The 24,238-nt window shown below is 45.8% G+C and carries 24 protein-coding genes; 9 read left to right on the top strand and 15 right to left on the bottom strand.

All coding sequences use genetic code 11. From position 1 onward, the window contains the following. Positions 1-17: 17 nt before the first annotated feature. Positions 18-1,598, bottom strand: a complete 1,581-nt coding sequence (gene ggt, locus AC1DOV_RS17530) for a gamma-glutamyltransferase (RefSeq protein WP_477550616.1) — start codon at positions 1,596-1,598, stop codon at positions 18-20. Between the two features lie 287 nt (positions 1,599-1,885). On the opposite strand from ggt, the gene AC1DOV_RS17525 reads away from it, so the two are divergent. From AC1DOV_RS17525 to AC1DOV_RS17515, 3 genes are read left to right on the top strand one after another with little or no spacing between them, the layout of a single operon-like run. Beyond that, on the top strand, positions 1,886-2,335 hold the full coding sequence (locus AC1DOV_RS17525) for an Lrp/AsnC family transcriptional regulator (protein ID WP_339209783.1): 450 nt from the start codon (positions 1,886-1,888) through the stop codon (positions 2,333-2,335). Then, the gene (locus tag AC1DOV_RS17520; protein WP_441874629.1) at positions 2,336-2,974 is read left to right on the top strand and encodes a chromate transporter; all 639 of its coding nucleotides are present in this window, start codon (positions 2,336-2,338) and stop codon (positions 2,972-2,974) included. It abuts the gene before it with no gap. Continuing rightward, a complete protein-coding gene (locus AC1DOV_RS17515; RefSeq protein ID WP_477550615.1) occupies positions 2,961-3,506 on the top strand; it encodes a chromate transporter in 546 nt (181 codons plus the stop codon). Before AC1DOV_RS17520 ends, AC1DOV_RS17515 begins: the two co-directional genes overlap by 14 nt. A gap of 93 nt (positions 3,507-3,599) precedes the next feature. Here the strand turns inward: AC1DOV_RS17515 and AC1DOV_RS17510 are convergent, their stop codons facing one another. The 5 genes from AC1DOV_RS17510 to AC1DOV_RS17490 all read right to left on the bottom strand — a co-directional run bounded on the left by AC1DOV_RS17510 (position 3,600) and on the right by AC1DOV_RS17490 (position 7,935). Next, positions 3,600-4,421 (bottom strand): alpha/beta hydrolase, encoded by an 822-nt coding sequence (locus tag AC1DOV_RS17510; protein ID WP_477550614.1) that lies wholly within the window; start codon positions 4,419-4,421, stop codon positions 3,600-3,602. Then, a complete protein-coding gene (locus AC1DOV_RS17505; RefSeq protein WP_477550613.1) occupies positions 4,418-5,434 on the bottom strand; it encodes an ABC transporter substrate-binding protein in 1,017 nt (338 codons plus the stop codon). Before AC1DOV_RS17505 ends, AC1DOV_RS17510 begins: the two co-directional genes overlap by 4 nt. Before the next feature lie 43 nt (positions 5,435-5,477). Further along, on the bottom strand, positions 5,478-6,683 hold the full coding sequence (locus AC1DOV_RS17500) for an AraC family transcriptional regulator (RefSeq protein WP_477550612.1): 1,206 nt from the start codon (positions 6,681-6,683) through the stop codon (positions 5,478-5,480). 192 nt (positions 6,684-6,875) lie between these two features. Next, positions 6,876-7,712: a VanW family protein gene (locus AC1DOV_RS17495; protein ID WP_477550611.1), complete on the bottom strand. Its 837-nt coding sequence runs from the start codon at positions 7,710-7,712 to the stop codon at positions 6,876-6,878. 40 nt (positions 7,713-7,752) lie between these two features. Continuing rightward, a complete protein-coding gene (locus AC1DOV_RS17490; protein WP_477550610.1) occupies positions 7,753-7,935 on the bottom strand; it encodes a hypothetical protein in 183 nt (60 codons plus the stop codon). 498 nt (positions 7,936-8,433) lie between these two features. On the opposite strand from AC1DOV_RS17490, the gene AC1DOV_RS17485 reads away from it, so the two are divergent. Beyond that, on the top strand, positions 8,434-8,976 hold the full coding sequence (locus tag AC1DOV_RS17485; RefSeq protein ID WP_477550609.1) for a DUF5673 domain-containing protein: 543 nt from the start codon (positions 8,434-8,436) through the stop codon (positions 8,974-8,976). An 83-nt stretch (positions 8,977-9,059) separates the two neighbouring features. On the opposite strand, the gene AC1DOV_RS17480 is transcribed toward AC1DOV_RS17485, so the two are convergent. Genes AC1DOV_RS17480 through AC1DOV_RS17470 form a run of 3 tightly spaced genes read right to left on the bottom strand, consistent with a single transcriptional unit; the run spans position 9,060 to position 11,021 of the window. Further along, on the bottom strand, positions 9,060-9,884 hold the full coding sequence (locus tag AC1DOV_RS17480) for a sugar phosphate isomerase/epimerase family protein (RefSeq protein WP_477550608.1): 825 nt from the start codon (positions 9,882-9,884) through the stop codon (positions 9,060-9,062). Positions 9,885-9,903: 19 nt separating this feature from the next. Then, a complete protein-coding gene (gene yidC / locus AC1DOV_RS17475) occupies positions 9,904-10,728 on the bottom strand; it encodes a membrane protein insertase YidC (RefSeq protein ID WP_076266344.1) in 825 nt (274 codons plus the stop codon). Next, positions 10,698-11,021 (bottom strand): hypothetical protein, encoded by a 324-nt coding sequence (locus AC1DOV_RS17470; protein WP_076266345.1) that lies wholly within the window; start codon positions 11,019-11,021, stop codon positions 10,698-10,700. The genes yidC and AC1DOV_RS17470 overlap by 31 nt, the downstream gene beginning before the upstream one ends. Positions 11,022-11,384: 363 nt before the next feature. Here AC1DOV_RS17470 and AC1DOV_RS17465 point away from each other — a divergent pair, with 363 nt between their 5' ends. After that, a complete protein-coding gene (locus tag AC1DOV_RS17465) occupies positions 11,385-12,890 on the top strand; it encodes an ABC transporter substrate-binding protein/permease (protein ID WP_477550607.1) in 1,506 nt (501 codons plus the stop codon). Beyond that, the gene (locus AC1DOV_RS17460; RefSeq protein WP_441959376.1) at positions 12,883-13,605 is read left to right on the top strand and encodes an amino acid ABC transporter ATP-binding protein; all 723 of its coding nucleotides are present in this window, start codon (positions 12,883-12,885) and stop codon (positions 13,603-13,605) included. Before AC1DOV_RS17465 ends, AC1DOV_RS17460 begins: the two co-directional genes overlap by 8 nt. 85 nt (positions 13,606-13,690) lie before the next feature. Here the strand turns inward: AC1DOV_RS17460 and AC1DOV_RS17455 are convergent, their stop codons facing one another. The 6 genes from AC1DOV_RS17455 to AC1DOV_RS17430 form a co-directional block, all read right to left on the bottom strand. Then, positions 13,691-14,794, bottom strand: a complete 1,104-nt coding sequence (locus AC1DOV_RS17455; protein WP_477550606.1) for a glycoside hydrolase family 88/105 protein — start codon at positions 14,792-14,794, stop codon at positions 13,691-13,693. Positions 14,795-14,847: 53 nt separating this feature from the next. Continuing rightward, positions 14,848-15,723, bottom strand: a complete 876-nt coding sequence (locus tag AC1DOV_RS17450) for a carbohydrate ABC transporter permease (protein ID WP_477550605.1) — start codon at positions 15,721-15,723, stop codon at positions 14,848-14,850. 64 nt (positions 15,724-15,787) lie between these two features. Beyond that, positions 15,788-16,750 carry an ABC transporter permease gene (locus AC1DOV_RS17445; protein WP_441874618.1) on the bottom strand — a complete coding sequence of 321 codons (963 nt, stop codon included), beginning with the start codon at positions 16,748-16,750 and terminating at the stop codon, positions 15,788-15,790. A 71-nt stretch (positions 16,751-16,821) separates the two neighbouring features. Next, the gene (locus AC1DOV_RS17440) at positions 16,822-18,381 is read right to left on the bottom strand and encodes an extracellular solute-binding protein (RefSeq protein WP_477550604.1); all 1,560 of its coding nucleotides are present in this window, start codon (positions 18,379-18,381) and stop codon (positions 16,822-16,824) included. 240 nt (positions 18,382-18,621) lie between these two features. After that, positions 18,622-18,807 (bottom strand): hypothetical protein, encoded by a 186-nt coding sequence (locus AC1DOV_RS17435; RefSeq protein WP_076266352.1) that lies wholly within the window; start codon positions 18,805-18,807, stop codon positions 18,622-18,624. A 300-nt stretch (positions 18,808-19,107) separates the two neighbouring features. Beyond that, positions 19,108-20,628 (bottom strand): extracellular solute-binding protein, encoded by a 1,521-nt coding sequence (locus tag AC1DOV_RS17430; protein ID WP_477550603.1) that lies wholly within the window; start codon positions 20,626-20,628, stop codon positions 19,108-19,110. Positions 20,629-20,773: 145 nt separating this feature from the next. On the opposite strand from AC1DOV_RS17430, the gene AC1DOV_RS17425 reads away from it, so the two are divergent. From AC1DOV_RS17425 to AC1DOV_RS17415, 3 genes are all read left to right on the top strand, one after another. Further along, positions 20,774-23,077, top strand: a complete 2,304-nt coding sequence (locus AC1DOV_RS17425; protein WP_477550602.1) for an AraC family transcriptional regulator — start codon at positions 20,774-20,776, stop codon at positions 23,075-23,077. A 65-nt stretch (positions 23,078-23,142) separates the two neighbouring features. Further along, positions 23,143-23,661: a DinB family protein gene (locus AC1DOV_RS17420; RefSeq protein WP_441874614.1), complete on the top strand. Its 519-nt coding sequence runs from the start codon at positions 23,143-23,145 to the stop codon at positions 23,659-23,661. A gap of 122 nt (positions 23,662-23,783) precedes the next feature. After that, complete coding sequence (locus tag AC1DOV_RS17415) at positions 23,784-24,206, top strand: DUF1284 domain-containing protein (RefSeq protein WP_477550601.1); 423 nt, start codon at positions 23,784-23,786, stop codon at positions 24,204-24,206. Positions 24,207-24,238: the final 32 nt, after the last annotated feature.

The following is a 24,238-nucleotide window of genomic DNA, read 5'->3' as shown; positions in this document are numbered from 1 at the left end:
AGATCCCCGCCTCCTCTTTACCATCCCATTGCTGCGCCATCGCAGCGCGGATCCGATCCGCCTTGCAGTAATCCTTGCTCATCTCGCATAATCGCATGAGCATGGCCCATAATGCCGTCGAAGTCCTTCACTTTCTTTACCGAGTGACCTGCCTGCGCCAGCGATGCTAGTACGTCTGCAGAAACACGTCCTTCTATTTTCAGCTCCTGCGTTGGCTCTCCCCACGTTCGGCCCCATACCCATCTAGGTTCATTTATCGCTTGCTGAGGATCCATGCCATAATCAATCATCCGGGTAAATATCGCCGTTTGCGTCTGAGGCTGGCCCTCGCCGCCTTGCGTGCCATACAGCACAGCAGGCTTGCCATCACGACATGCCATCGCTGGCATTAAGGTGTGGAATGTCCTTTTAGCTGGCTTCAGACTGTTTACATGATTCGGATCAAGCGAGAAAAACGAGCCGCGGTTTTGCAATAAAACACCCGTATTGCCCGCTACGACGCCCGATCCAAACTCGAAGTACAAGCTTTGAATGAAAGAGAGGGAATTCCCTTCCTCATCTACAACTGCTGCATAGGCGGTGTCGCTGCCCAGCATCTCTGATTTCTCGCATGAAGCATGATTTAACTCAATTGAAGCAGCTAGCGCTGCCGCATATTTTTTATCCAAGAGCCGCTCAAGCGGTATGCTCGTAAATGCAGGGTCTGATAAATATTTGTTCCGGTCATGGAAGCTTAGCTTTAATGCCTCGACGCATAGATGATAATAATTATGGGAGCCATGTTCAATTTCACCGAGCTTAAACTGCTCTAGTATTTGAAGCGCCATAATAGCGGAGAAGCCTTGTGAATTGGGAGGCATCTGATGAAGCGTATATCCTCGGTAAGTGCCCTCAATCGGGAGCACCCAGTCGCCATGATGATCCGCAAAATCATCCTCGGCAAGCAGACCATTTTGTTTGCCCAAAAAACTCGTCATTTCCTTTGCAGTTTCGCCTTTATAAAACTCATCGCGCCCAAATTCAGCTAAACGGCGCAGCGTCTTCGCAAGCGCAGGCTGCTTAAATCGCTCGCCAACCTTAACCACCTGCCCGTTTGGCAAGTATATATCTGCTGTTTCGAGTGTTCTTGCAAGAACGATTTCATTATGAACCGTATTTTGATATTGATCATTCGACATAGGGAAGCCATCCGCGGCGTAATCAATAGCGGGTGCCAGCACCTGCGCCCAGTCCAGTCTGCCATACTCTCGGTGAACCGCATCCCAGCCATCTACCATGCCGGGCACCGTTACGATACTGCCAATGCCCCGATTCGGAATCGCCGCCAAGCCATCGTAAGCACTAATACTAGCTTTATAACCAGATCGGCCGCTGGCATTATAGCCGCGCACCTTTCCTTCACTATGATGATAGCCGAGCCAGAAGGAGTCTCCTCCAAGGCTTGTCATATGCGGATAAACGACGGCGAGACATGCGCTCACAGCGACAGCTGCATCGTAAGCATTCCCACCTTGCGCAAGCATACGAGCGCCAGCTGCAGTAGCTAAATAATGAGGGCTGACAACCATAGTTTTGGTTCCGATGACCGATTGATTCATATCTACCACCCCTAAAAATGGATATAACTCTAATCAAACTCGCAATTCATTATTAATATGTTAGATAATATAACATTGTGTATTCTTTTAAAATACCACCTCAGAGAATGATAGGCAATAAAAATGTAACTTCTTTTTATTAATTGTGTTGAAAACGAATGGTGATGTGTATATATTTATACATATGGTAATTAAAACTCGGTATTACAAGACACCTTGCAAAATAATGAAATAAAATTGGAGCTGATGAACAAGTGCAAGAAAAGCTTATTGATGAACCAAAAATCATGGAAATTGATGATATCGATCGTAAAATCATTGCTGAGCTCAATATTAATGGAAGAATATCTTACACAGACTTAGCGAAGGAGATTGGATTATCGCGAGTAGCTGTCCAATCTCGGATTAATGCGTTGATGGACGGCGGCGTCATCGAACGATTCACGGCCGTCATTAACCCTGAGCGAATCGGTATAAATGTATCGGCTTTTTTCAATGTAGAGGTAGAGCCTAAGCATCTGCACGCCGTTGCTGATCAGCTTTCGACAGAGCCGTTTGTCACAAGCCTCTACCATATGACTGGACCGAGTAAACTGCATATGCATGGTCTGTTTCGCAACAATCAGGAGATGGAGCATTTTCTCAAAGATAAGCTTTACACACTGCCCGGCATTATGAGCGTCGATTGTCAAGTGTTAATCAATCGTTACAAGAGTCGAATGGGAATGAGGCTGTAGATGATGGCTGGCAAAATAATGAATAACCGCTACATGCAGCTTTCATGGGCGATGATGAAGACAGGTATTCTTGGCTACGGGGGCGGCCCGTCCGTTATCCCGCTGATTCGATACGAGGCAGTTACGAACTATAAATGGATTGAAGATGAGGAATTTGGCGAAATTCTTGCGCTTGCTAATGCACTGCCAGGTCCGATCGCAACAAAGATTGCCGCCTATTTAGGGTATCGCGAAAAAGGTACTCTCGGTGCCATCGTGTCTGTTCTCGCCCATATCATCCCTTCTGCTGTTGCGATGATTCTGCTATTAACGACGGTTCAATTCCTCAGCAGCGCGGCCTTCATACAAGGTATGATCGGTGCGGTAACGCCTGTCATCGCTGTCATGCTTGGCATGATGGCCTATGAATTCGGAGAACGTGCCGTCAAAGGACTTGGCAAATACGTCGGTTTTGGCTTTTTTGCATTAGCATTTGGACTGCTGCAAGGCATTCATATTCATCCTGCTATCGTCATTCTTTTATTTCTTGGTTACGGTGCTTTTCATCTAAAAACAGTTGCAGCCCTTCAGCGCAAAAAAAAGCAGAAGCAACTCCGAAGCAGCCAGCAGAAGGAGGGCGTAACACGTGGAATGGATTAATTTAATTATCGGATTTTTTATTGCTAATGTGCTTGGCTACGGGGGCGGACCAGCCTCCATTCCGCTTATGTACAGGGAGATTGTAACGAATCATCAGTGGACGACACCAGTAGAATTCTCAAACATACTGGCGCTTGGCAATGCACTCCCAGGTCCGATTGCGACTAAAATTGCCGCCTTTGTCGGCTACGATGTCGGCGGCTGGATCGGCTTAATTGCCGCATTAGCTGCAACGATTGTTCCATCCGCTGTTGCGCTCATTCTACTTCTTAAGGTGCTGCAGAAGCATCGTCAATCGCCTGTAGTCAAAGGAATGACGCTGCTTGTACAGCCCGTAATTGCCATAATGATGCTGCTTCTTACATGGCAAATGGCTCAAAGCTCTATCGAATCAATCGGAATTGTGCAATCGCTCATTATTGCAGCAGTCGCTTTCTGGGCGATGCAGTTCCGCAAAATTCATCCTGCCATCGTCATCGTTATCGCATTCGCCTATGGCGGTCTTGTTATTCCTCATTTGAACGTATTATAAAATAACTAAAAGGGCGAATCCGAGTAGCAAATGTCTACTGGGGTTCGCCCTATTTTTCATGAATATAACGATTAATCAAAACTATTTTAATAATCATCCCTTATGATTGCTCGATAACGCAAACCTCAATACTCTGCTTATCGCCGCTGGCAGCACACTGACATGACTCTCTTCACAAAATTTCACCATTTCAGAATAAAAGCCTTTTTCCACAAGGGGCAGCAGCCGCTCAGCAAGCTGTTCTGCATCCTTCACCATAGCGGGAAGCTCGTCTGCACCAATAGTCAGCATCAACCTCGGCAGATTGCCCTCTTTTATGAAACTCTTCTCAAAAGCTTCGGCTTCCTCTAGCACAGCATGAGGGTTCCACCAAATAGAGGGGCTCCCCGCCGCATAGTTTTGAAATGCTTGAGGCCTTGTAAATAAGGCATGAAGGACTAGCAAACCTCCCAGTGAGTGCCCAAACAGGCTCTGTCTTGTCGTATTAATCGGATATTGTTGCTCAATTGCTGGGCGCAGCTCCGTCTCAATAAATTGGAGGAACGCATCAGCGCCCCCATGCTCTGGCCACTCCTGCCCATTCGGACGAGCAGGCAGGTTCTGAACCTCTGCTGGCATTGTGAAATCATAACATCGCCTGCTCATCTCAAAGGGTTCCCTTGAAGGGTAACCAATGCCCACTATAACCACAGGATCATAACCATGCGGCTTGCGTGTTTGAAGACGAGCGGCCTCCGCAAAGGTAGCGAATACAGCATCCCCATCGAGAGCATATATGACCGGATACCCCTCTGCTGGAGGCGGCTCGCTCGGAATAGCTATCATAATTCTATATTCCAACTGCTTATGTTTTGAGTAAATGACTTGCTCAAAACGGCCTTCGACATAGTGGCTGCTAATGTTGTTATGACTCATGGCGCAAGCAGCGTCACAACATCATTGATAATTTTTCCATAAGCAATCAGTCCGCTTCCTGTCCAATAAGTATCGTCAACCTCATAGACATGGCCAGCTTTGGCGTATGGCGTGTTCTTCCAGATCGCGTTGTCGGTGAGCTCCTTCATATTTGCAGTTCCTGTACCTTTGTTGTTCATTGTAAAAATAAAATCGGCATCTATGTCCGGTATAATTTCAAGTGAAACATCCATACTGTTCTTCGTTTCTACCAGCTTGCTCTTTCCAAGACCCAGTTCATGCGATAGAACGTATCCGCCAAAATAGTTGCCGCCAATCATATACATGCCTTTTCCATTAAAATTGATAAGTGCTGCCTTCTTGCCTTCCGCCACAGGCGCAAGCTTTGCCTTCGCTTCCTCTTTCTTCTTTTCATAATCCTTCAGCGCCTGTTCTGCCTCTGCCCCTTTGCCCAGCAAATCGCCAAGCTTTGTGACTGAGCTTACCAGATCACCTGCTGCGTTTTTAAATACATAAGTCGGCGCAATTTTGGAGTACTTCTCATAAACGCCATTTTCAGCATAGAAGGCTGTATGCAAAATAATTAAATCCGGCTCGAAAGCCATGACTACCTCTGGTGCGGGCGGAAGCCCACCAACAAAGTTAACTTTAGGCACATCTGCCAGTTGATCCTGCAAATATAACTGCCCATTTTTCCCATCAGCCCATTGCGCCACCGGCTTAACGCCTAAGACAATCATGGAATCCTCCATATATGGAGCAAAAACCTTAAGCGGCTTAGTCGGAATTGTGATCTCATGATCCAGCTCATCTGTAACTACCCGAGTCGAAGCAGTTGTCTCCGCTCCTTCAGAAGCTGCGGTTTCGTTCGGGACTGCGGTTTCTTGATTGGTCACTTCCGTTTCGCCCTGCGAGCCGCATGCGGTTAGAAGGCTGATGCTCAGTATGAATACGAGCAGCACTAGTGCGCCCTTTTTGAACGATTTAATGAATGAATAGTCTCTGGCCTGCATAAAAACAATCTCCTCCTGTGATAACGTTTCTCATTTAAGAAGATTATATTTCATGCGCATGGGTGCTTCCATGGACTTTATCCGCATATGGGTTTGGACAATATCCTGTGAATAGAAGCAGCATTTCATCCAGCATTCGGTTAATGGCAAAAGCAGAGTATTCACACCATGGATCAGAAGGAATGAGATAACTGCTGCCTTTCTCTACTGCTTTCAGCTTGCGCCATTCCACTTGATGTTGAAGCGTTAGCCAATACGTACGTGAAGCCCTCTCTGGACAGACCAATAACAGTAAGTGATCCGGATTAATCTCTTCAAGCTGCTTCAAGGATATTTCTTTATTGTAGAGCTTCTCTCCCTTATAAGCGGGATTCAGTCTCAAATCCTCATAAAGCACATCATGAATTGCCCTGTTGCAGTAAATATGAAGGCCATTGCCATTAATGCGGATTACCGCAAAAGTTTCTTTGTCTACTGCTTCTTCCATTTTTTGTTTAGCAAAAGCCGCTTTCCGATTATAGTCTTCTATCCATGCTTTGGCTTGACGGTCTCGCCCAACAAATAATGCTATTTGATGAAGCTGCTCTTGCCAGCTTGTCTGCTTTGCAGGCACAAATAACGTCGGGGCAATGCCAGCAAGCTTCTGCTTCTCCTCTTCCAGCAAAGCATCTCCTGCAACAATGGCATCCGGTCTGGCTGTTATTAACTTATTTAATTCTGTCCCGCTTTTCTCCTCACCATAGCTCATATGCAGCTTAATCTCGTTTTGATAGACATTGTAGTAATATGGCGTCCACTTTGAATCAAGCGGAGCAGCCGCAGGTATCAAATTCAGCGCTAGCAATTGCCCCATGATGGCAGGCGAATAAGCGGCGATGCGCTGCCTAGGATTTTTTATAAAAGCAGAGGGAGATACGCCAACCTCTTTCTTAAACTTCCGGCTAAAATAAAACTCATCGCTATATCCTACCTTCAATGCAATTTCCCGCAGCCGCAAATCCGACTCGGTCAAATATCTTTTGGCACGATTGATGCGAAGATTCGTCAAATAATCGATTGCGCTCTGACCGTACGTTTTTTTGAACAAGTCTACAAAATATTTTGGACTGATGTTTGCCAGTTTAGCCAGTTGGTCAACGGATAAAGGTTCATGGTAATGCTCCTCCATAAAGCTTCGGATATTCAACAAATCCACCCGTGGCGACCGAATGCGCTCCTCCTCTAGAAGACTGTTATCTGAGTCCATCATAATCCCCCTAAGCCTGCCCAAAAACAAATAGATTCATTTTTTACGCAGGACTCTACTTAAATATTATTATTTTCAGTATACCAGTGGTGATAATCATTATCAATTAACAATGCAAATAAGCCCTTTATGCGAAGGGCTTCATGTTTATTATCGTGAGTATTAGTTCTTTGTACAACGATTTATTTTGCTAACTTATCCGTTACTGTTAATAGAATACGCTGCATCACCAAGTAGAGGCTCGTACATCATAATTGCATGATTCTCTGTAATAAACTCATCTTCTAATAGTATTTTCTCTGTGTTATACACTTTTCTATATATTTTATTATGCCGGACATAACCGCCCCAAAATTCATGGGTGATCCAGTGTTCTTTTTCATATACCTCGTATGTTTTGATTTGAGGAATTTCGGCTCGCCATTCCCCAACTAAATGTGTATCCGTCAGACTCAAACACAGTTGATAGGTATGATTCGTTTCATTCTTAATCTGCAAATCCAAATAATTGTAGGAACAGGTTGCCCCGCTGCCAAAAGGCTGCTTTCGATTAGAATCCGGAAAAACATCGTAGCTGTGTCGGTACCTCTCCGTAATCGTCAGAGCAGAATGCAAGGTCATCCAATAAATTAAATTCGATAATTGGCATAACCCGCCGCCTATCCCTGTAGTCACCTTCCCATAGTGCAGAATCATGCCATCTACATAACCATCTCTTTTTGCAGGGTTCCCAATCAATCGCCAGTACGAGAAGGTTTCACCCGGTTTGATCACTAAGCCGTTTATTTTTTTCGAGGCAATTGTAAGGTTTGTAATCTTATTATGCTGCAGCCACATATCCACATCCCGCAGCTTACGAAGTAGTGGTGTGCGATGTTCAAAAATACGAAAAGGAAGAAGATCATGGTTGGGGCGATGTTTCGCAAACTTTTTCTCCCCAAAGTACCAATCGAGATAACGCTTAAATCGGTAATACTTTTTTCCAAAATAAATCCTTAACTGGCTTCTCTTTATAGGTCGCAATGAGGTCATAGCTGTGAACCTCCCTCCTATTATCTACAACTAATTAAAGTTAATCTTTTTTAGCTTTCTTTTTCATTTCAGTCCACTGAGTAAACACGAGCAAAAGGCAGCCAAAAAAGAGCAGCAGACGAAAATACGATATAGCCTGAGTGTCTATCCACTGCTTGATCAAATCGTATCCGTAAAATAAACTTAAAGCTACTCCAATTCCCATCCATATTTTATGGCTCACGATGTGCCTCCCTTGGCTCTGTAACAAAGTTTACTCATCATTTAATTTTTCTCTCGTCGTTTCCTTCTTCATCATAGTATTTTTAAAAAATAGTTACAATAAATTCCTATTCCATTCTTGCCTACTTGAAGATTTCAAATCAATTTTCAATTAAGCCAACATAAAAATACCGTTAACCTAAAGTGATAAGGCTACGGCATTTTCTGCACTATTTACTTCTTTTTTAAATTCAACCGATAAACAGTTGTTTGCGTTTAGTTAATGCACGCAAAACCTCTTTCGGAAATTACCAAACTATATTTCGTTGCTTGCGCTCTTTTAAATCAAATATAATTTAAATGAAATAGGAAATTAGTCCCTTGGTACAAAAGTATTGTCATCTCTATAATCAATGGAAGAGTCACATTTCTTTTTTCACTGCTTTCAGTATCTCCTCTACCTTATCGGATATATCCCTTTATACTAACAACTACAGCAAATATACGAGGAGCGACCGAATTGCACATCGATTTTTTGTTTACATTATTATTGAACATCCTCAGCTGCTTGATCCTCATTTGGTCCTTCTACAATGAGCATAAACAATTTCGGATATTTAAAAAATCCAAAAAAAATATTCAAGTATATAATCCATCTTTCCTTATTCCCGACAAAAAATTCACTCTCACGGTGCTGTCGTATGTAGTTATCGTTACAACCTTATGGATACTGCTTATCTTTGGTTTAACGGATATCGTTTATAAGCACTGGTTTGCGTATGTTTTTCCCATTATGCTCACCACCATATTCTCTGGCGGTAAAATCAATTATTCAATTGGTGAAGATGGCGTGTACCATGCAAAAACAGTCATTCCTTGGGAGGATGTTGTTTATTATCAATTGACGGAAACAGATCCTTTCCATACAAAATTTTCACTCGACATCCATACAAAACATCAGGTTTTTCGCGGAGTAGTTCATGCCGATTCCAAAAAAAAATTACTTGTGCTGCTTCGAAATGTTCCGACTTCAAGTACTGTAGATGAAATCACAACTGAATAGGACGGGCTATTTTCCAATATAAAAAAACAAAAACAGCAGCCCTCGGGAGTCCCATGGTCTACTGTTTTTTCGCTTTTAAGCCCTTATACACGCGCACGAATTCCATCTATATAAGCCTTTGACTCCGCCATCTGATGCTCTTTCGCTTCTTCCATGATGATGTGTACATGCGGCTTATATTGATTCAAAAGCTTCATATACAGCTCATAATTCATCTGTCCGAGGCCAGCAGTTACGGTAGCCAGTTCGCCACTCCCGAGCAGCATGCGATCCTTCGCATGAGCCGCAATAATACGATCACCGAGCAGTTCGAACGCTTGCCCAATGACCTCATCCTGCCTCGCAAAATTAGAAGATGTCAGCAGATTGCCAGGATCAATAACGACACCGATATTGGAGGAAGGAACCTCCCCCAGCATCCGAGCCAGCTCAGGAGCCGTTCCAATCAAATGGTCGTTTGCCGCCTCTAGACCGACAAAGACGCCCCACTTCTCAGCTTCCTCTACTAACTCCTCTAATGTCGCCTTCATCACGGACCAATCTCGGTCAGTGTAGTCTCCGCCTTCATTCCGTCCCGTTTCCGCAGCTACCATTGGCGCTCCGAAAAACTTCGCATAGCGCAGCAGCTCCTTAAAGCGATTCACATTGGCACGGCGCAGCTGCTCGTCACGTTCAAATAAATGAACATAACAGCCAAGCACTGAAATCGAAACGCCATGCTTATCGAACTGCTCGCCGATTGCATTCGCAAGACCTGGGCTTAAGTTCCCAGGCTTGCTGAAATCAACATCGCTAATCGCCTTCCACAAAGCTAGCTGCACATGGCTGAAGCCGCTCTCCGCAACCTTAGGAGCAAGCTCCTTGTACGGCAAGCTTCCGAATAAATGAGCGAGTACACCGACTGACATCTGATCGTCTCCTTCAAATTTAGGCGCTGCCCTCGAGTGCGACATCCACCTTCGGCGCGTAGACTTTTTTGGCTAAATAAGACTGCGCAATCATGAACAAACCACCTGTTACCCAGTAAAGTGAGATCGCTGCCGGTGCCGATAGAGCGAATACGCCCATCAGTATCGGAGACAGGTAACCCATGAAAGCCATCTGCTTCTGTTGTGCAGCATTCGCATTGGGCTGCGTCGTCTGCGAAACCTTGAATTGTACAAAATAAACGAGCGCTGCGATAATCGGCAGCACAATATCCGGCGAGCCTAGCTTAAACCAAAGAAACGAATGATCCGCCAGCTCTGGCGTAAGCTTAATCGCGGAATATAGACCCATCAATATCGGCATCTGAATGAGCATTGGCAAACACCCGATAGCGAGCGGATTCACCTGGTGCTTCTGGTAAAGTTGCATCGTTTCCTGCTGCAGCTTCTGCTTGGATGCTGCATCTGACTTGTTTTTGTATTTATCTTGGAGCTGCTTGAGCTCCGGCTGAAGGATAGCCATCTTTGTTTTCATCTGGTTCTGAGAGCGATACTGGCGCATCATGAGCGGTAGTAGAACAAGTCTGATCATAAGTGTAATGCCAATAATCGCAAAACCGTAATTTCCGCCAAACATATCAGCCAGATATTGAAGCACCGCTGATAATGGGTAAATGACATAGTGGTTAAAAATACCCGGTGTATTTCCATCAATCGTACCACTAGCCGTACTACAGCCGCTTACTAGAAGCAGCCCTGCCAGCATCAAACCGGCCATTAATACACGTCCGTATTTTAAAGAAGTGAATACATTGTTCGTTTGCATAAAAATCCTCCTCGTTTGTTTGAAAATAGCTGAACAAACGAGTTGGAACAGTCTGCTATGTCATCATCTGGCGATTCTTTCCGCTTTACCTTGCGAACTAACCAATGATGCAGCGGAATTGAACGAATCAATACCTGCGGCAGCAAACTATACATTATACTTACAACCTGATTCCGTTCCCAGTACTCATAGGCACCAGAATGCAAATGAGAAGCGTAAGCATACGCTAATGAACAAAGTAAGCTGATTGAAATGAGATACGGTATGATGTCATGCAGTTCAAGCTCGAACAATGTACTCACCTCCCTTCATCTAAAAATAGTTTTCTTTCTATCTGGATATTATAACAGTAATTCTGATCAAATGACGACTGTCAAAATCTCGAATATGCAAACAAAAATGGCAGGCACTAATTTCTTCAATAAATGCAGTCTTTTCGCATAAATTATTCAGCATAAATATAAGTGGGTACTAATAAATATGCTGAATTTTTCACAAAAGCGGACCTTTGGTTATTTACAAAGGATAGTGAACACCATATAATTTCTAATGTTGCAGGCGCATACGGCTGAAACGGAGCTATTTTATCATATACACTCATCTCGTGATGACAGATAAGCCTGTTAAACCTATCAACTTAGAAGAAAGAGGACACCATGAATCGAAAAAAGCTCAAAGTCATTTATTTATCGCTTATCGTCTTTACGGTTCTGCTAATCGGACTTGGACAAGCCTTCCCTATGGGGAAAAGCAGCGCTTATTCCGTTAGTGCAGAGAGTGCATCAAGCACCACAGTTAATGGTCAAAAAAAGAAACTCATAATGGGCACATCCGCCGATTATCCACCTTACGAAAGCGTCGATGCCAAAAACAACGGCGAATTCGTTGGATTAGATATCGATATAGCCAAGTATATCACTAGTCAGCTCGGATACGAACTGGAAATCACACACATGGATTTCAATGGGCTTGTTGCTGCGCTTCAGACCGGCCGAGTCGACTTCGTCATGTCCGCAATGTCCGCCACGGATGAGCGCAGGCAAAATGTCGATTTCTCTGATACGTATTACGCTGCCCGCAATACGATTGTCTCAAAGAAGTCTGCACCGCTCGAAACAGAAGCTTCTTTATCGGGTAAACTAGTCGCGACGCAGCTTGGCTCCACACAGGATCTTTACGCAGAAACGATTGAAGGAGCCACGCTTAAGAAGCTTAATAAGATTCCAGATCTTATCCAAGAGCTGAACTCCGGACGTGTCGATGCGGCTATCGTAGAAGACGCTGTCGCCATTGAGATGACCAGCCTTAACCCGGGTTTGGCGATGCATTTCCTGCCAGCTGAATCGGCGGAAAATGGTTATGCCATTGCATTTCCTAAGAAGTCCACTATTGTGAACGAGTTTAACGGTGTCCTCTCCGAAATGAAGGACGATGGCAAGCTCGATGAAATCGTGCAGAAATGGTTTGCTGCTGAGAAGGAACAATCCAATTCTCTGCTTAATTTGAACATCGACTTCAGTATACTGAAGGGATACACTCCTTATATTCTAAAGGGTGTATATGTCACGCTGCTCTTCACCCTTGTCTCCGCATTGTTCGGACTTGTGTGGGGTACAGTGTTGTCCCTATTCAAAATATCCGGCATTAAGCCGCTCGAGTGGTTCGCAACCGCTTATACATCTATATTCCGCGGCACGCCGCTGCTTGTACAGCTGACCATTATTTATTATGCAACGCCGCAGCTATTCAATTACGATATACCTGCGTTAATGGCTGCCGGCCTTGCCTTCGGACTCAATTCAGCTGCCTATTTGTCTGAAACGATCCGAGGCGGCATAATGGCCGTGGACAAAGGACAGCGCGAGGCTGCCATTGCACTCGGCATTCCGTACCGGAAGATGATGCTTCGCATTATATTCCCGCAGGCGCTTCGTAATATTTTGCCGGCGCTCGTGAACGAATGTGTTGCTTTGCTTAAGGAATCGTCACTCGTATCTGTCATTGGGGTATCCGATTTGATGCGCCGTGCAGATGTAGTGCGCTCCACTGAGTTCCGCTCCATCGAAGTATTATTATTTATAGCTGCAATCTATTACGTGCTTGTGCTTGTCTTAACATCGTTTGCTCGAATGCTTGAAAGGAGGCTGCGCCGCAGTGATTAATGTAACCGACTTAACAAAAACCTTCGGCAAAAACCAAGTGCTAAAAGGAATTACAACAACCGTTGAAAAAGGAGAGGTCGTTGCTCTAATCGGACCATCCGGCTCAGGAAAATCCACCTTTCTACGTTGTTTAAATATGCTGGAGACACCGACTTCCGGCGAGATTACAATAGATGGAACAGCCATTACGGATCCCAAAACAAATATTGCCCGCGTGCGGCAGCGGATCGGCATGGTATTCCAGCATTTTCACCTATTCCCGCATATGACCGTGATCGACAATATTACGTTTGCTCCGATTCAGGTCAAAGGAGTATCGCAGCAGGAGGCCCATAAGAAAGCGATGGAGCTGCTAGCTCGCGTAGGTCTCTCGGACAAAGCAGATAGTTATCCATCCCGCTTATCCGGCGGTCAGAAGCAGCGCGTTGCGATCGCAAGAAGCTTAGCGATGGAACCCGACATCCTGCTGTTCGATGAGCCAACCTCTGCGCTTGATCCTGAGATGGTCAAAGAGGTGCTTAATGTTATTCGCAGCCTTGCCGACAGCGGCATGACGATGCTTATTGTTACGCATGAAATGAAGTTTGCCCGCGAAGCTGCGGACACAATTTATTTCCTAGATAACGGCAAGCTTGTTGAAAAAACGAAGCCTGAGCAGTTTTTCACTAAGCCGCAAAGCGAGAGAGCTGCACGTTTTCTGGAGCAGGTGCTTTAAAGCTTATTAAGGATAACAGGAGCTAAGCGCACATTTAAACAAAGCTCTGCGGCTCACTCTGCCGCAGAGCTTTCTCTTTTATCCGCTACTCCTTCCGATCAACAAGCGACTCCATCTCAACACATGCCATAATAAAAGCGCCGACGCCGTGCAGATCGTTCTGTCTCGTTGGGCGCGTGACGTAGTTTTCATAATCGCCAGCCGAGGTGCCAATGCAAATATCCGGCAGGATGAAACGCCCCTGCTCGTCAGACTGCACCACTCGAACAAGCCCTTCAAACCCGCGCCTTGCCGCATCCAAGCACTCATCTCCTACAATGCCAAGTTTATAGGCTTTTGCTAGCGTATAAACGAACAAACAAGTACAAGAAGTTTCCAGCCAATTATCAGCCAAATGGCCTTTGTCCACGACCTGATACCAGAGTCCGCTCTCTCCATCCTGATACTTAATCAGCGACTGGGAGAAATCAGCCAGCACGGCTTCCAGCTCAGCACGTCCCGCTTCGCCTTCCGCTATCTCATCAAGAAACTGAGCGACTGCAAGACCGTACCAACCAAGTGACCGACCCCAAAACTCTGGCGAACAGCCGGTCTCAGGATCTGCCCAAGGCATCTGCTTGCTCTCATCCCAAGCGTGATAAAGCAGCCCCGTCTTCTCATCCCTCATATAGCGGCGCATCAGCTGCTCTTGATGCAGCACCAACTCGCGCAGCCCTATTTCTCCGTAGGCGTTCGCATATTTTAGCGCAAATACTCCGCCCATATACAAGCCGTCCAGCCACATATTGTAGGCATATTTATCCTTGTGCCAAAAGCCGCCCTCCGAGGTGCGGTGCAGCGTGTCGAACAGGCCTCGCAGCTTCTCGGCTGCGATTCGGTATTTGCGCTCATCTCCTTGTTCATCTAAACGGAACAATAACAGCCCCACTTGGATAGCATCCAGCTCGTCACGAGCAAAATCAAAGTTGCCGCATTCATCCACCAGCTTGTCTACGTAGCGCTTAATATAAGCAGCGTAACGGTCATCCCCCTCCGCTTGCCACAGCATCTCCATCCCGCAAAGAAACACGCCTTGGTGATAATGCCACCGTCCAGCAGGAGGAAGCTTTTCTGGCAAATAGGTGTCCATTAATGAATCGCAAGCGGCTCTCGCCCAATCGATAGGTGTCAATTTCACATCATTTCGCATCCAAACAGTACTCCTCTCCATTTTCCACTGTCACAGTTCAAGCTCAAACAACATCAACCTTTAATCGAGCCCAGCATCGCACCCTTAGCGAAATGCTTTTGCAAAAACGGATATACGATCAGAATTGGCAGCGTCGCTACAACGATGACAGCCATCTTCACCGTCTGATCCGGCGGCGGAACTGCTGCATCCAGGTCGGAGCTGTAGTCTAGGCCGCTAGCCAGCACGACGATTTGGCGGAGCAGCACCTGAATCGGCCATTTGGCGCTGTCATCCAAGTACAGAATCGCACTGAGATACGTATTCCAATAGGTGACCGCGTAAAATAATGAAATGGTAGCGATCGCAGGCATCGATAGCGGAAGCACGATACGGAACAAGATGCCAAAGTCGTTGCAGCCGTCGATTTTGGCCGATTCCTCAAGCCCTTCGGGTATATTTTGAAAAAAGTTTTTCAAAATAATAAGGTTGAACGCGCTGATTGCCGACGGAATAATGAGCGCTGCATAGCTGTCGATCAGCCCCATATCGCGCACAACGAGAAATGTCGGAATGAGTCCGCCACTGAAGAGCATCGTAAATACGACGAGAAACATAATTCCCTTTCGTCCATCGAGATCTCTTCGGGACAAGCCATAGGCCATCAACGCTGTTGTGAACATGCTGAACAGGGTGCCGACGATCGTAACGCCGGTCGATACCGTCATGGCACGGAAAATCGTATTGGTCGAGAATATGAATTTATAGGCATCAAAGCTCCAAATCGTTGGCACGAGGATGAACTTCTTCATCGCCATCTCGGCGCTTGTGGTGAATGATCCGGCAACAACATGCAGAAACGGAAGCACCGTAACTAGCGCGATAATGGCAAGGAGCGTGAAGTTCACAATGGAAAATAGCCGCCCGCTAAACGTTTTATCCTCTACCATGCTGAATCCTCCTTAAGTTTTTGTAGTGAAGCTTCTGGCGATTTCAACCTTCGAGCGCCTTATCCTAATAGATGCCTTCCTCGCCCATCTTCTTCGCGAGCCTATTGGCCGTCATTACAAGCACAAGCCCGATAAAGGATTTGAAGAAGCCAATCGCCGTGCTGTAGCTGAATTTCCCCTGTCTAAGTCCAGCCGTATAGACATAGGTATCGATAATCTCAGCAACCTCACGATTCATCGAGTTCAGCAGCAGGTACACATGCTCGAACCCAAGCTCAAGCACATCGCCGATCTTTAGAATGAGCAAAATAATAATAACGCTACGAATGGCAGGCAGCGTAATATGCCATACCTGTCTAAGCCGGCCCGCTCCATCCATCCGTGCTGCCTCATAGAGGCCAGGATCGACGGAGGCGATGGCCGCCAAATATATGATCGTTCCCCAACCCGCTTCCCGCCAGATCACCTGAATGATATAGGTTGGTCTGAACCACTCGGGACTGAGCAGGAAATTGACTTTTTCGAATCCAAAGTACTCAAGCAGCTCGTTCACAATACCGCCGTCCGACGTTAGCATGACGAAGCTGATCGACACAATAATGACCCAAGACATAAAATGCGGCAAATACACAAGCGTCTGAAACGTCCGTTTGAAAAAAGAGAATCGAACCTCGTTCAGCATAAGCGCCAGCAGGATCGGGATCGGAAAATAAAATAATAAATTCATGCCAAACAGCAGCAGTGTATTCGTTAAAATGTTCAAAAAATCAGGCTCCGTGAACAAACGTTCAAAATGCTTGAAGCCCACCCATTCACTCCCGCCAATACCCTTGAACGGCTTATAGTCTTGAAAGGCAATAGCAAGCCCAAACATCGGAATATATTTAAAAATAATGAAGAAAAGTACGCCCGGCAGCAGCATGACATAGAGCCATTTGTTTTTCCAAAGCCGCTTCTTAAGCTCGCTCGTTCTAGGCTGAGGTACCCTTGCCAGTTGAACCGCGTTTTCCTGATGAGCTTCTTGCATATGGGTTCTTCCTTTCCACGGGAGGTTATAGAGACTGCTCGAGCATGCGAGCAGCCTCTATGGGCTATTCTTTATTTTTTGTAAGCAGCATTGTATTCCTCGATAATCTGAGCCCCGCCGCGCTTCTTCCAATCCTCAACCGCTTTGTCGAATCCAGCCTTATCAATCGATCCATAAATATATTTGTAAGTGGCATCCTTTATAATTTCCTGAAGCTCCGTGCCCTTCTCGGTATACGTTTTCGAATCAAGCGGCGCAGTAGGATCGGCAATGGCGATCTTCTCGTTCTCGATAATGAGCTGCTCCGCATGAATTCTCGCCGGAAGCTCGTGGAAACCATCGTACATACCGTTTGTTTCCGGCTCACCAATAACGCTGTCCTTAAAGCCTTTGACCTCGCGCTCCGTCAGCTCTTTATCTGCCGATGCTTTTGCCTTGCCATCCACTACCGTATAATGAGTGCCTTCAATGCCCCAGAACATCATGTTCGCCACTTCCGGCGTCATCAGCTTATCGAAGTAAGCCAAAATCTTCTTCAGCTCGGCTTCATCTTTAATCGCAGATTTCGGGAATAACGCTACGTTGTTGTAGCCCGGAATGGACCATGATGCCAGCTTCCCGTCTGGTCCAGCAATCATGCTGTGTGTATCAACGACTGCGGTCGGCACGTTTTTAACAAGGTCCTTCACTAGTGAGTCCACATCCTGCATGGAGCCGATGTATACGCCTGCCTTGCCGCTCGTGAACATATTGACTTGATCTGTTTTGCTTGTCGCTGCAAAGTCTACGTTCATCGCTTTGGCGTCGCGAATTTTTTTGATAAAATCCATCGTGGCTGCATATTCAGGCGTCGTAAACTCTGGAACAAGCTGGCCGTCCCGCTCACCCCAGTTGTTCGGCGTGCCGAACCATGCGGAGGCCGTTTTGAACGCACCATATACGAGATCGTTCCGGTCAGCTAAACCAATCGTGTCCGGCTTGTTGTTGCCATCCGGGTCGCCTGTCGTAAATTTCTCCATCATCGCAAACAGCTCATCCACGTTAGCAGGTGCGGCGAGGCCAAGCTTATCTGCCCAGTCCTTGCGATAAATAATGCCTTGGCGAGCCAGCGGTCTGCCGATGTATAGCGAATATAGCTTGCCATCCACTTTTGTATTGTTCAAAATCTCTTCCTTCAGCTTGCTCAGGTTAGGAAACTCGCTGAGATAAGGGCCAATTTCCCAAAACTGACCGTCTCTGATCGCTTCCTTCATTTGAACGAAGGTCGCTTGGTTCTTCAAATAAGTAACCTGCGGCAGCGAACCCGTCGCAAAGGATGCGTTCAGCTTCTCCTCATACGTGTCTGCCGGAAAAAATTGATACGTTAGTTTTGTGTTCGTCAGCTTCTCCAGCTCGTTTTTGATTGTATCTGGCGGTGTCTCTGCGATGTTAAGAGGCAGCATGATCGTAATTTCAGTCGGCTTCTCCGGCTCTGCCGGTTTGTCTGTCTCTTCCGTCTTTGCTGCGCTGTCATTGGTTGCTGCTGGCGGCGTACTATTTTTTCCGTTATTGCTGCCGCTTGAGCAAGCTGCGAGCAATAAACTAAATGTTAAAACTACGCCCATCAGAATCGAAAACGATTTTTTCTTCATACAGCGTTGACCTCCATATATCGTTTTGGTTGCTACCTCTTCAAGCTACCACCTGGAAGAAGAGTGCCGAAACAATCATTTGTTCATATGGCATATCGTTTTAGAGGCATCTGAGCTAATGATTATTGCCGCTTCTGGTGACACTTTTGACTAAATACCGCAACACAAAAAGGGTGAAGATCGCTCTTCACCCTCAAATCATGTAGTTTATATGAAATGGCACTTATTTCATGGCGCCCTTTACTTCCAAGCAGAAACCTTGATCTTCTTATATTTGTTCACGAATCTTCTCTCCAGCTTCTTAAAAAAACCTTGGGTCTTTTTCTCTTCTTGTATGTTGCGCAGACCTCGTATAAGCAGCTGGTATCTCCATTCGTTATCATATCCGAGTTTATGTACTTCTTGGAAAAAATCAGGTTTCATCATACGTCACACTCCATATCGTCTTATTCACTTCTGCCAACAACGTAAGCAGATTCTTATTATATACTGCTGTTCTATGCAATTTCTAAACAAATTACGGGATTTTTCGACAATTATATATCTTTTTTTATTTTAAAATCGATATTTATACCTAGTTCTTTGTGCTCATATGAACACTCTGCTATTTTTTATAAACAAAAAAAGAGCAGCCACGCAGGGTATAAATAGCCTGCTTAGCTGCTCTATGAATAATGATATTGCCTACTTCTCTTTTAATATGTTGTTACTTGAAATTCAACCCGCTCATTGCTTCTTGAAATACGCATCCGTATACTCGCTAATCATTAAGCTGCCGCCGCTGCGCTTCCAGCGTTCGACCTCCTGATAAAATCCTTCCATACTAATCTGCCCGAGAATATATTTGTATGTCGCGTCGGAAATGATTTTGTACAGCTCCATGCTCTTCTCATCGTACGTCTTCGATTCAAGGCCAATAACCTTATCCGTCACGAGAAACTTATCGTTATCTGCGCTAAGACGCTCCGCCATCTCCCACATCGTTTCTTTCTCTGCTACCTTAAGTACATTCGGATTGCTTAGATCGGCAATCATAAGCGGATAAAGCGCGTTGACCTCTGTTACGCGCAGCTGAGACGTCTCTTCAGGCAGTTGAACCTCTTCACCCTCCATAAGATAGTGCTTGCCTTCTATCCCATACCGCATAAGATTGGCAACATCCTTATCCATCGTACGGTCGAAGAACGCAAGCTGCTCCAGCAGCTCCTCCTCCGTCCGAATCGCCTTTTTGGAAAATAAATATAGCCCGTTATAATTCGGAATCGACCAGACACGATACCCTTCCGGTCCTTGAATGCGATTCACCAAGGTGAAGCGCGCAGCAGGATTGATCTGCTTCGCTTCATCCGAGAGCCGCTGCACGTCGGTCATGCTGCCGATATATACGCCTGCTGCACCTCGTATAATGTTAGCCCGCTGCATCTCCTTGCTCGTTACCGCAAAATCCGCGTTAATGAGCTGCTCATCATACAACTTCTTCATGAAATTCATCGTATCCATGTAGGCTGCCGTTTCGAACTCTGGAACTACCTTCTTATCGACGATACCCCAGTTGTTCGGCGTGCCGAAATAAGAGCTCAGCGTCTTAAAGGCCCCAAATACCAAATCATTACGGTCAGCCAGCCCGACGGTATCCTTTATCCCATTGCGGTCCGGGTCACCGAGCGTAAACTGCCGAATGACCTCATACAGCTCCTCAATCGTTCCCGGCTTGTCCAGCTTGAGATTATCCAGCCAGTCTTCCCTTATAATAACGCCTTGTCTAGACGATGGCCGCTCCGTGTAAAGCCCGTATATGCCGCCATCTATTGCGGATTGCCCCAAAATGCCGCTATTCAAATGCCTTAAATTCGGGAACCGCTCCAAATAAGGGCCGATCTCCCAGAATGAGCCCGAGCGAATGGCATTTTTCACAAAAATATAATCGGTATGCTTCACGAAAGTCGCCTTCTTCAACGAATTTGTGGAGAGGGCTGTGTTCATTTTATCTGTGTAGATGCCGTCCGGTACCCAGTTAATATCAAGCTTCACATTTGTTAAATCCTCGATGAGCGCAATGATCTCTTCACTTGGCGGATGGGGAAAGTGCAGCGGTGCCATAATGGAGATCGTCGTTTTTGTGTTTGCGTCTTTTCGCTCATTTGGAGCAGAAGATGTGGTGCATGAAGCGCAAATGAAAAGGATAAGCAGCACGATAAAAAAGCGACAGCCTGCGCGTACTCCTATGTTCCGTGAATGGATTACCACCTTAATCCCCCTTGTCTTATCAGCCTTTTCTCTTCATAATCTAAGGAAATGATTATTTGCGCGATAGATGATTATTGCTCAAAATGTATGCGTTTACTAAAATAAAGCTAATGCTCGCTCATTACTAGACAAGGTGTTGATAGCTGTGCGATCTTTAACCTTTTTAAGCAAGATGACGATCTTCGGCTTTCTGCTCAGCACGCTTCCCGTCATTTTTATCGGCGCATTCTCGTATGCGACCTCTTCCAGTGAAATTCAGAAAAATGTAAACCGTGGGAAAATGCAGCTTATCATGCAAATCAACTCCAATGTAGAGCAGAAATTGACGACTGTCAACCACACGCTGAATCAGGTTATTAACTCGACCGTGCTCAAAAAAGCGATGAATCAGCCGCTAACCGTCAACGATTTTGTGATGTATGATGACCTGCGGAACGAGATCCGCCATATGCAATCCTTTGACACCAAGCTTGAGGATGTCATCCTGATCAATGAGCGCCATAACTGGATGATCAAAAATTCCGGACTATATTCGTTTGAACAATATGCTTATTTCGATGAGCTGTCCAGCCTTATGCAAATGCCCGAAGGAACCTCGTGGGTGCTTAACCCGTCCAGCTGGTTTTATAGTGAGGAAGCCGCGGAAAGCGCTGCTTGCAGCTACAGCATCAGCCTCGTGAAGAAGCTGCCGACCAATGGGCTTGAAAAATACGGCTTGGCGCTCGCCAACATTCCGACCTGCAGCTTGCAGGAGCTGCTAAAGAGCGATGAGGACCCTTTTTCGACCATTATGATTTTGGATGATCAATACCGTATTCTGCTCCATCCCGACCAAGCATTAATCGGCAAGCCTGTGCTCGAGAGCGGACTGCATATGGGACAGCTCACTGAGCCCTCTGGGCAGTTTACACAATCGATTGAACAGAAGGATTATTCCGTCACCTATTACCGTTCCGACCTTAACGGCTGGATCTATCTCTCTGCCACGTCCATTGCCGGCATGACGAAGGAATCAAATAAAATTGGCACGTATACACTTTATGTATGTCTATTTATGCTCACGCTATCCATGCTGCTCGCTTGGATCGGCTCACGGCATATGTATTCGCCAATTCAATTGCTGCTGAATCAAATCGGCGAGCGTCTGACCGACATTCAGAAGCGGAAAACAAATGAATTCCAAGCGATTGGCGAACGCGTCACCCATTTATTCCAGTCCAAAACCGAGCTTGAAAAAGAGGTTAGGCAGCATATTCATCAAGTGCGCACCTTCTTCTTCATGAAAGCTTTCCAAGGCAACATCAAGTCAAGTGAAATCCCGGAGAAGCTGGCTCAATTCGGCTATGACTCTCAGCTAAAAGAGTGGAAAACGATAGCCGCGATTACGCTGCAAATTGATTTTCCTGATAACAGCCGTTACTCCAAAAGTGATTTGGAGCTGCTCCTATTCGCTGTCCATAACATCATCGAGGAGCTTATTCCCTTCGAGCAGCGACTTGCCCCGATCATTATGGATCAAACGATTGTGACGATTATCGGCAGCGCAGAAGTGGGCAAGGAAGCTTTCCACAATGCAAAATACGCGTTAACGGAGCATCTGCAGCAGCAGATCGCAAGCTACCTAAACGTACAGGTCAGCATTGGCATGAGCTTGCCGTTCGACTCCTTCTCATCGCTGTCGACAGCGTACAGAGAAGGCCTTGAGGCACTGAAGCAGCGCATGAAATTAGGCGAAGGCATCATTATTCAGTATGAGAATGTGAATGCCGGCAAACATTATTTGAATCTCAACTACCCAGGGCATATCGAGAATGAGCTTATCGATGCGATTAAGCTGGCCGAGAAGGATAAATCAAAGGAGCTGCTGCGAGCTTTTTTGCAGGCGGTATTTGTCGTGGAGCTATCGCCGCAGGAATATCAAATTCCGCTTGCCCGGCTGCTCAATAATCTGTTGATCGTTATGCAGGAATCAGGCGTAAGCCTTAATCAAATCCATCCGTTAAAGGGTTCCCTGCTTGAGGAGCTGCTTGAGCTGCATACCTCTGCCGAGATCGATGATTGGTTCTGGACTAGCGTTGTTTATCCAATGATCAACATATTCAAGGATCGTCAGGAGGCGCAGTACCACAACATTTCGGAGAAGATCATTGACCTCGTACAGCATTTGTACGACACCGATCTTACGCTAGAAGAATGTGCATCGCGGCTTCACTATAATGCCAATTATTTAAGCAGCGTTTTCCGTAAGGAGACGAATTATTCGTTTAGCGAGTATTTGTCGATGTACCGTTTCAAAATGGCAAAACAATGGCTCGCTGATAGCGAGCTGCCAATTAAAGACATCGCTGCAAAGCTGTGTTACAATAATCCGCAAAACTTCATCCGTTCCTTCCGCAAACAAGAGGGAATTACTCCAGGGCAATACCGCTATAAAAAACGCAGCGGATAGCCGATAAAAATAATGAAAGCTTTTGGAAAATAAATGCTCTTCAATATGAATGGGAGGCTTTACGCATGACACAACGACCGTCACGGGATGAATACTTTGATTATTATGAACAGTATATCGGCCTAGTAGGCGAAGGATCTGTTACGGAATGGCTTACAAAACAGCTCGCAAGCACAACTGAATTGCTTTCCGATATTCCCGAGGAGCAGGCTAATTACCGCTATGCGGAAGGAAAATGGACGCTTAAGGAAGTCATCGGTCACATCTCGGATAATGAGCGCGTCATGAGCTACCGTTTGCTTCGAATCGCACGGGGTGACAAGACACCTCTTGCCGGCTATGATCAGGACGAATTTATGAACGGCGCCACCTTTCAAGAATGGTCTTTATCACAGATTATCGAGGACTACATCTCGGTTCGCCGGGCTACTCTCGCTTTGTTGCGCGGCTTGTCGGATGAAGCATGGCTTCGCATTGGCGTAGCTAATGGCGGCAATATCTCCGCTAGAGCTCTCGCTTACATTATTGCCGGACATGAGACTCATCATTTGAACATCATTCAAGAAAAATATTTAGGAAAATAAATCGTTTTCTCTTATTCGCTCATTAACTTAATGAATAGCTAGATAAAATCCTATATGTAAACCTTTTATTATGATAAAATGGTTAACATATAGGATTTTTTTGCATGAGGAGCGGTACTTCTATGACGATTCGATTACGAGGACACCATCTGCTTTGTCTACTAGGCTACCGAGGTATGGGTTATTCGGATGATTTCTGCGTCAATATGACTGCCATTTACGAATTGCTGCTCGCAAAGCCTGAAACTGAAATTGAAATTATTTTAGGCCCAGACGATGTTTGCAAAGCATATCCGCCGGACAAAGCCTATCATTGCGAGGGAACCGTCTACAGCTTGGATGCAGCGATACTCGCAAAGCTTGGGCTTGAAGTAGCTGAGCGAGGAAGCTGGCAGTCCATATGTGACCGCGTAGCCGAAACGATGGTGCCTGAGGACATCAGTCATCTATGCACGACCTGCCCTTGGGAAAAATATGGCGTCTGTGCGGAGGGTGTTGGCCTCGTTATACAAGGCAAGCCTTTGCCTAAGGTAGGCAGTAAGTAGACCTATGGAGAAAACATCGATGCAGCTATGTA

The sequence above is a fragment of the Paenibacillus sp. 01T47 genome (assembly GCF_056398245.1).
Note: the sequence above shows the minus strand (reverse complement) of the source record. Positions and strands in the feature narration are given on the sequence as shown.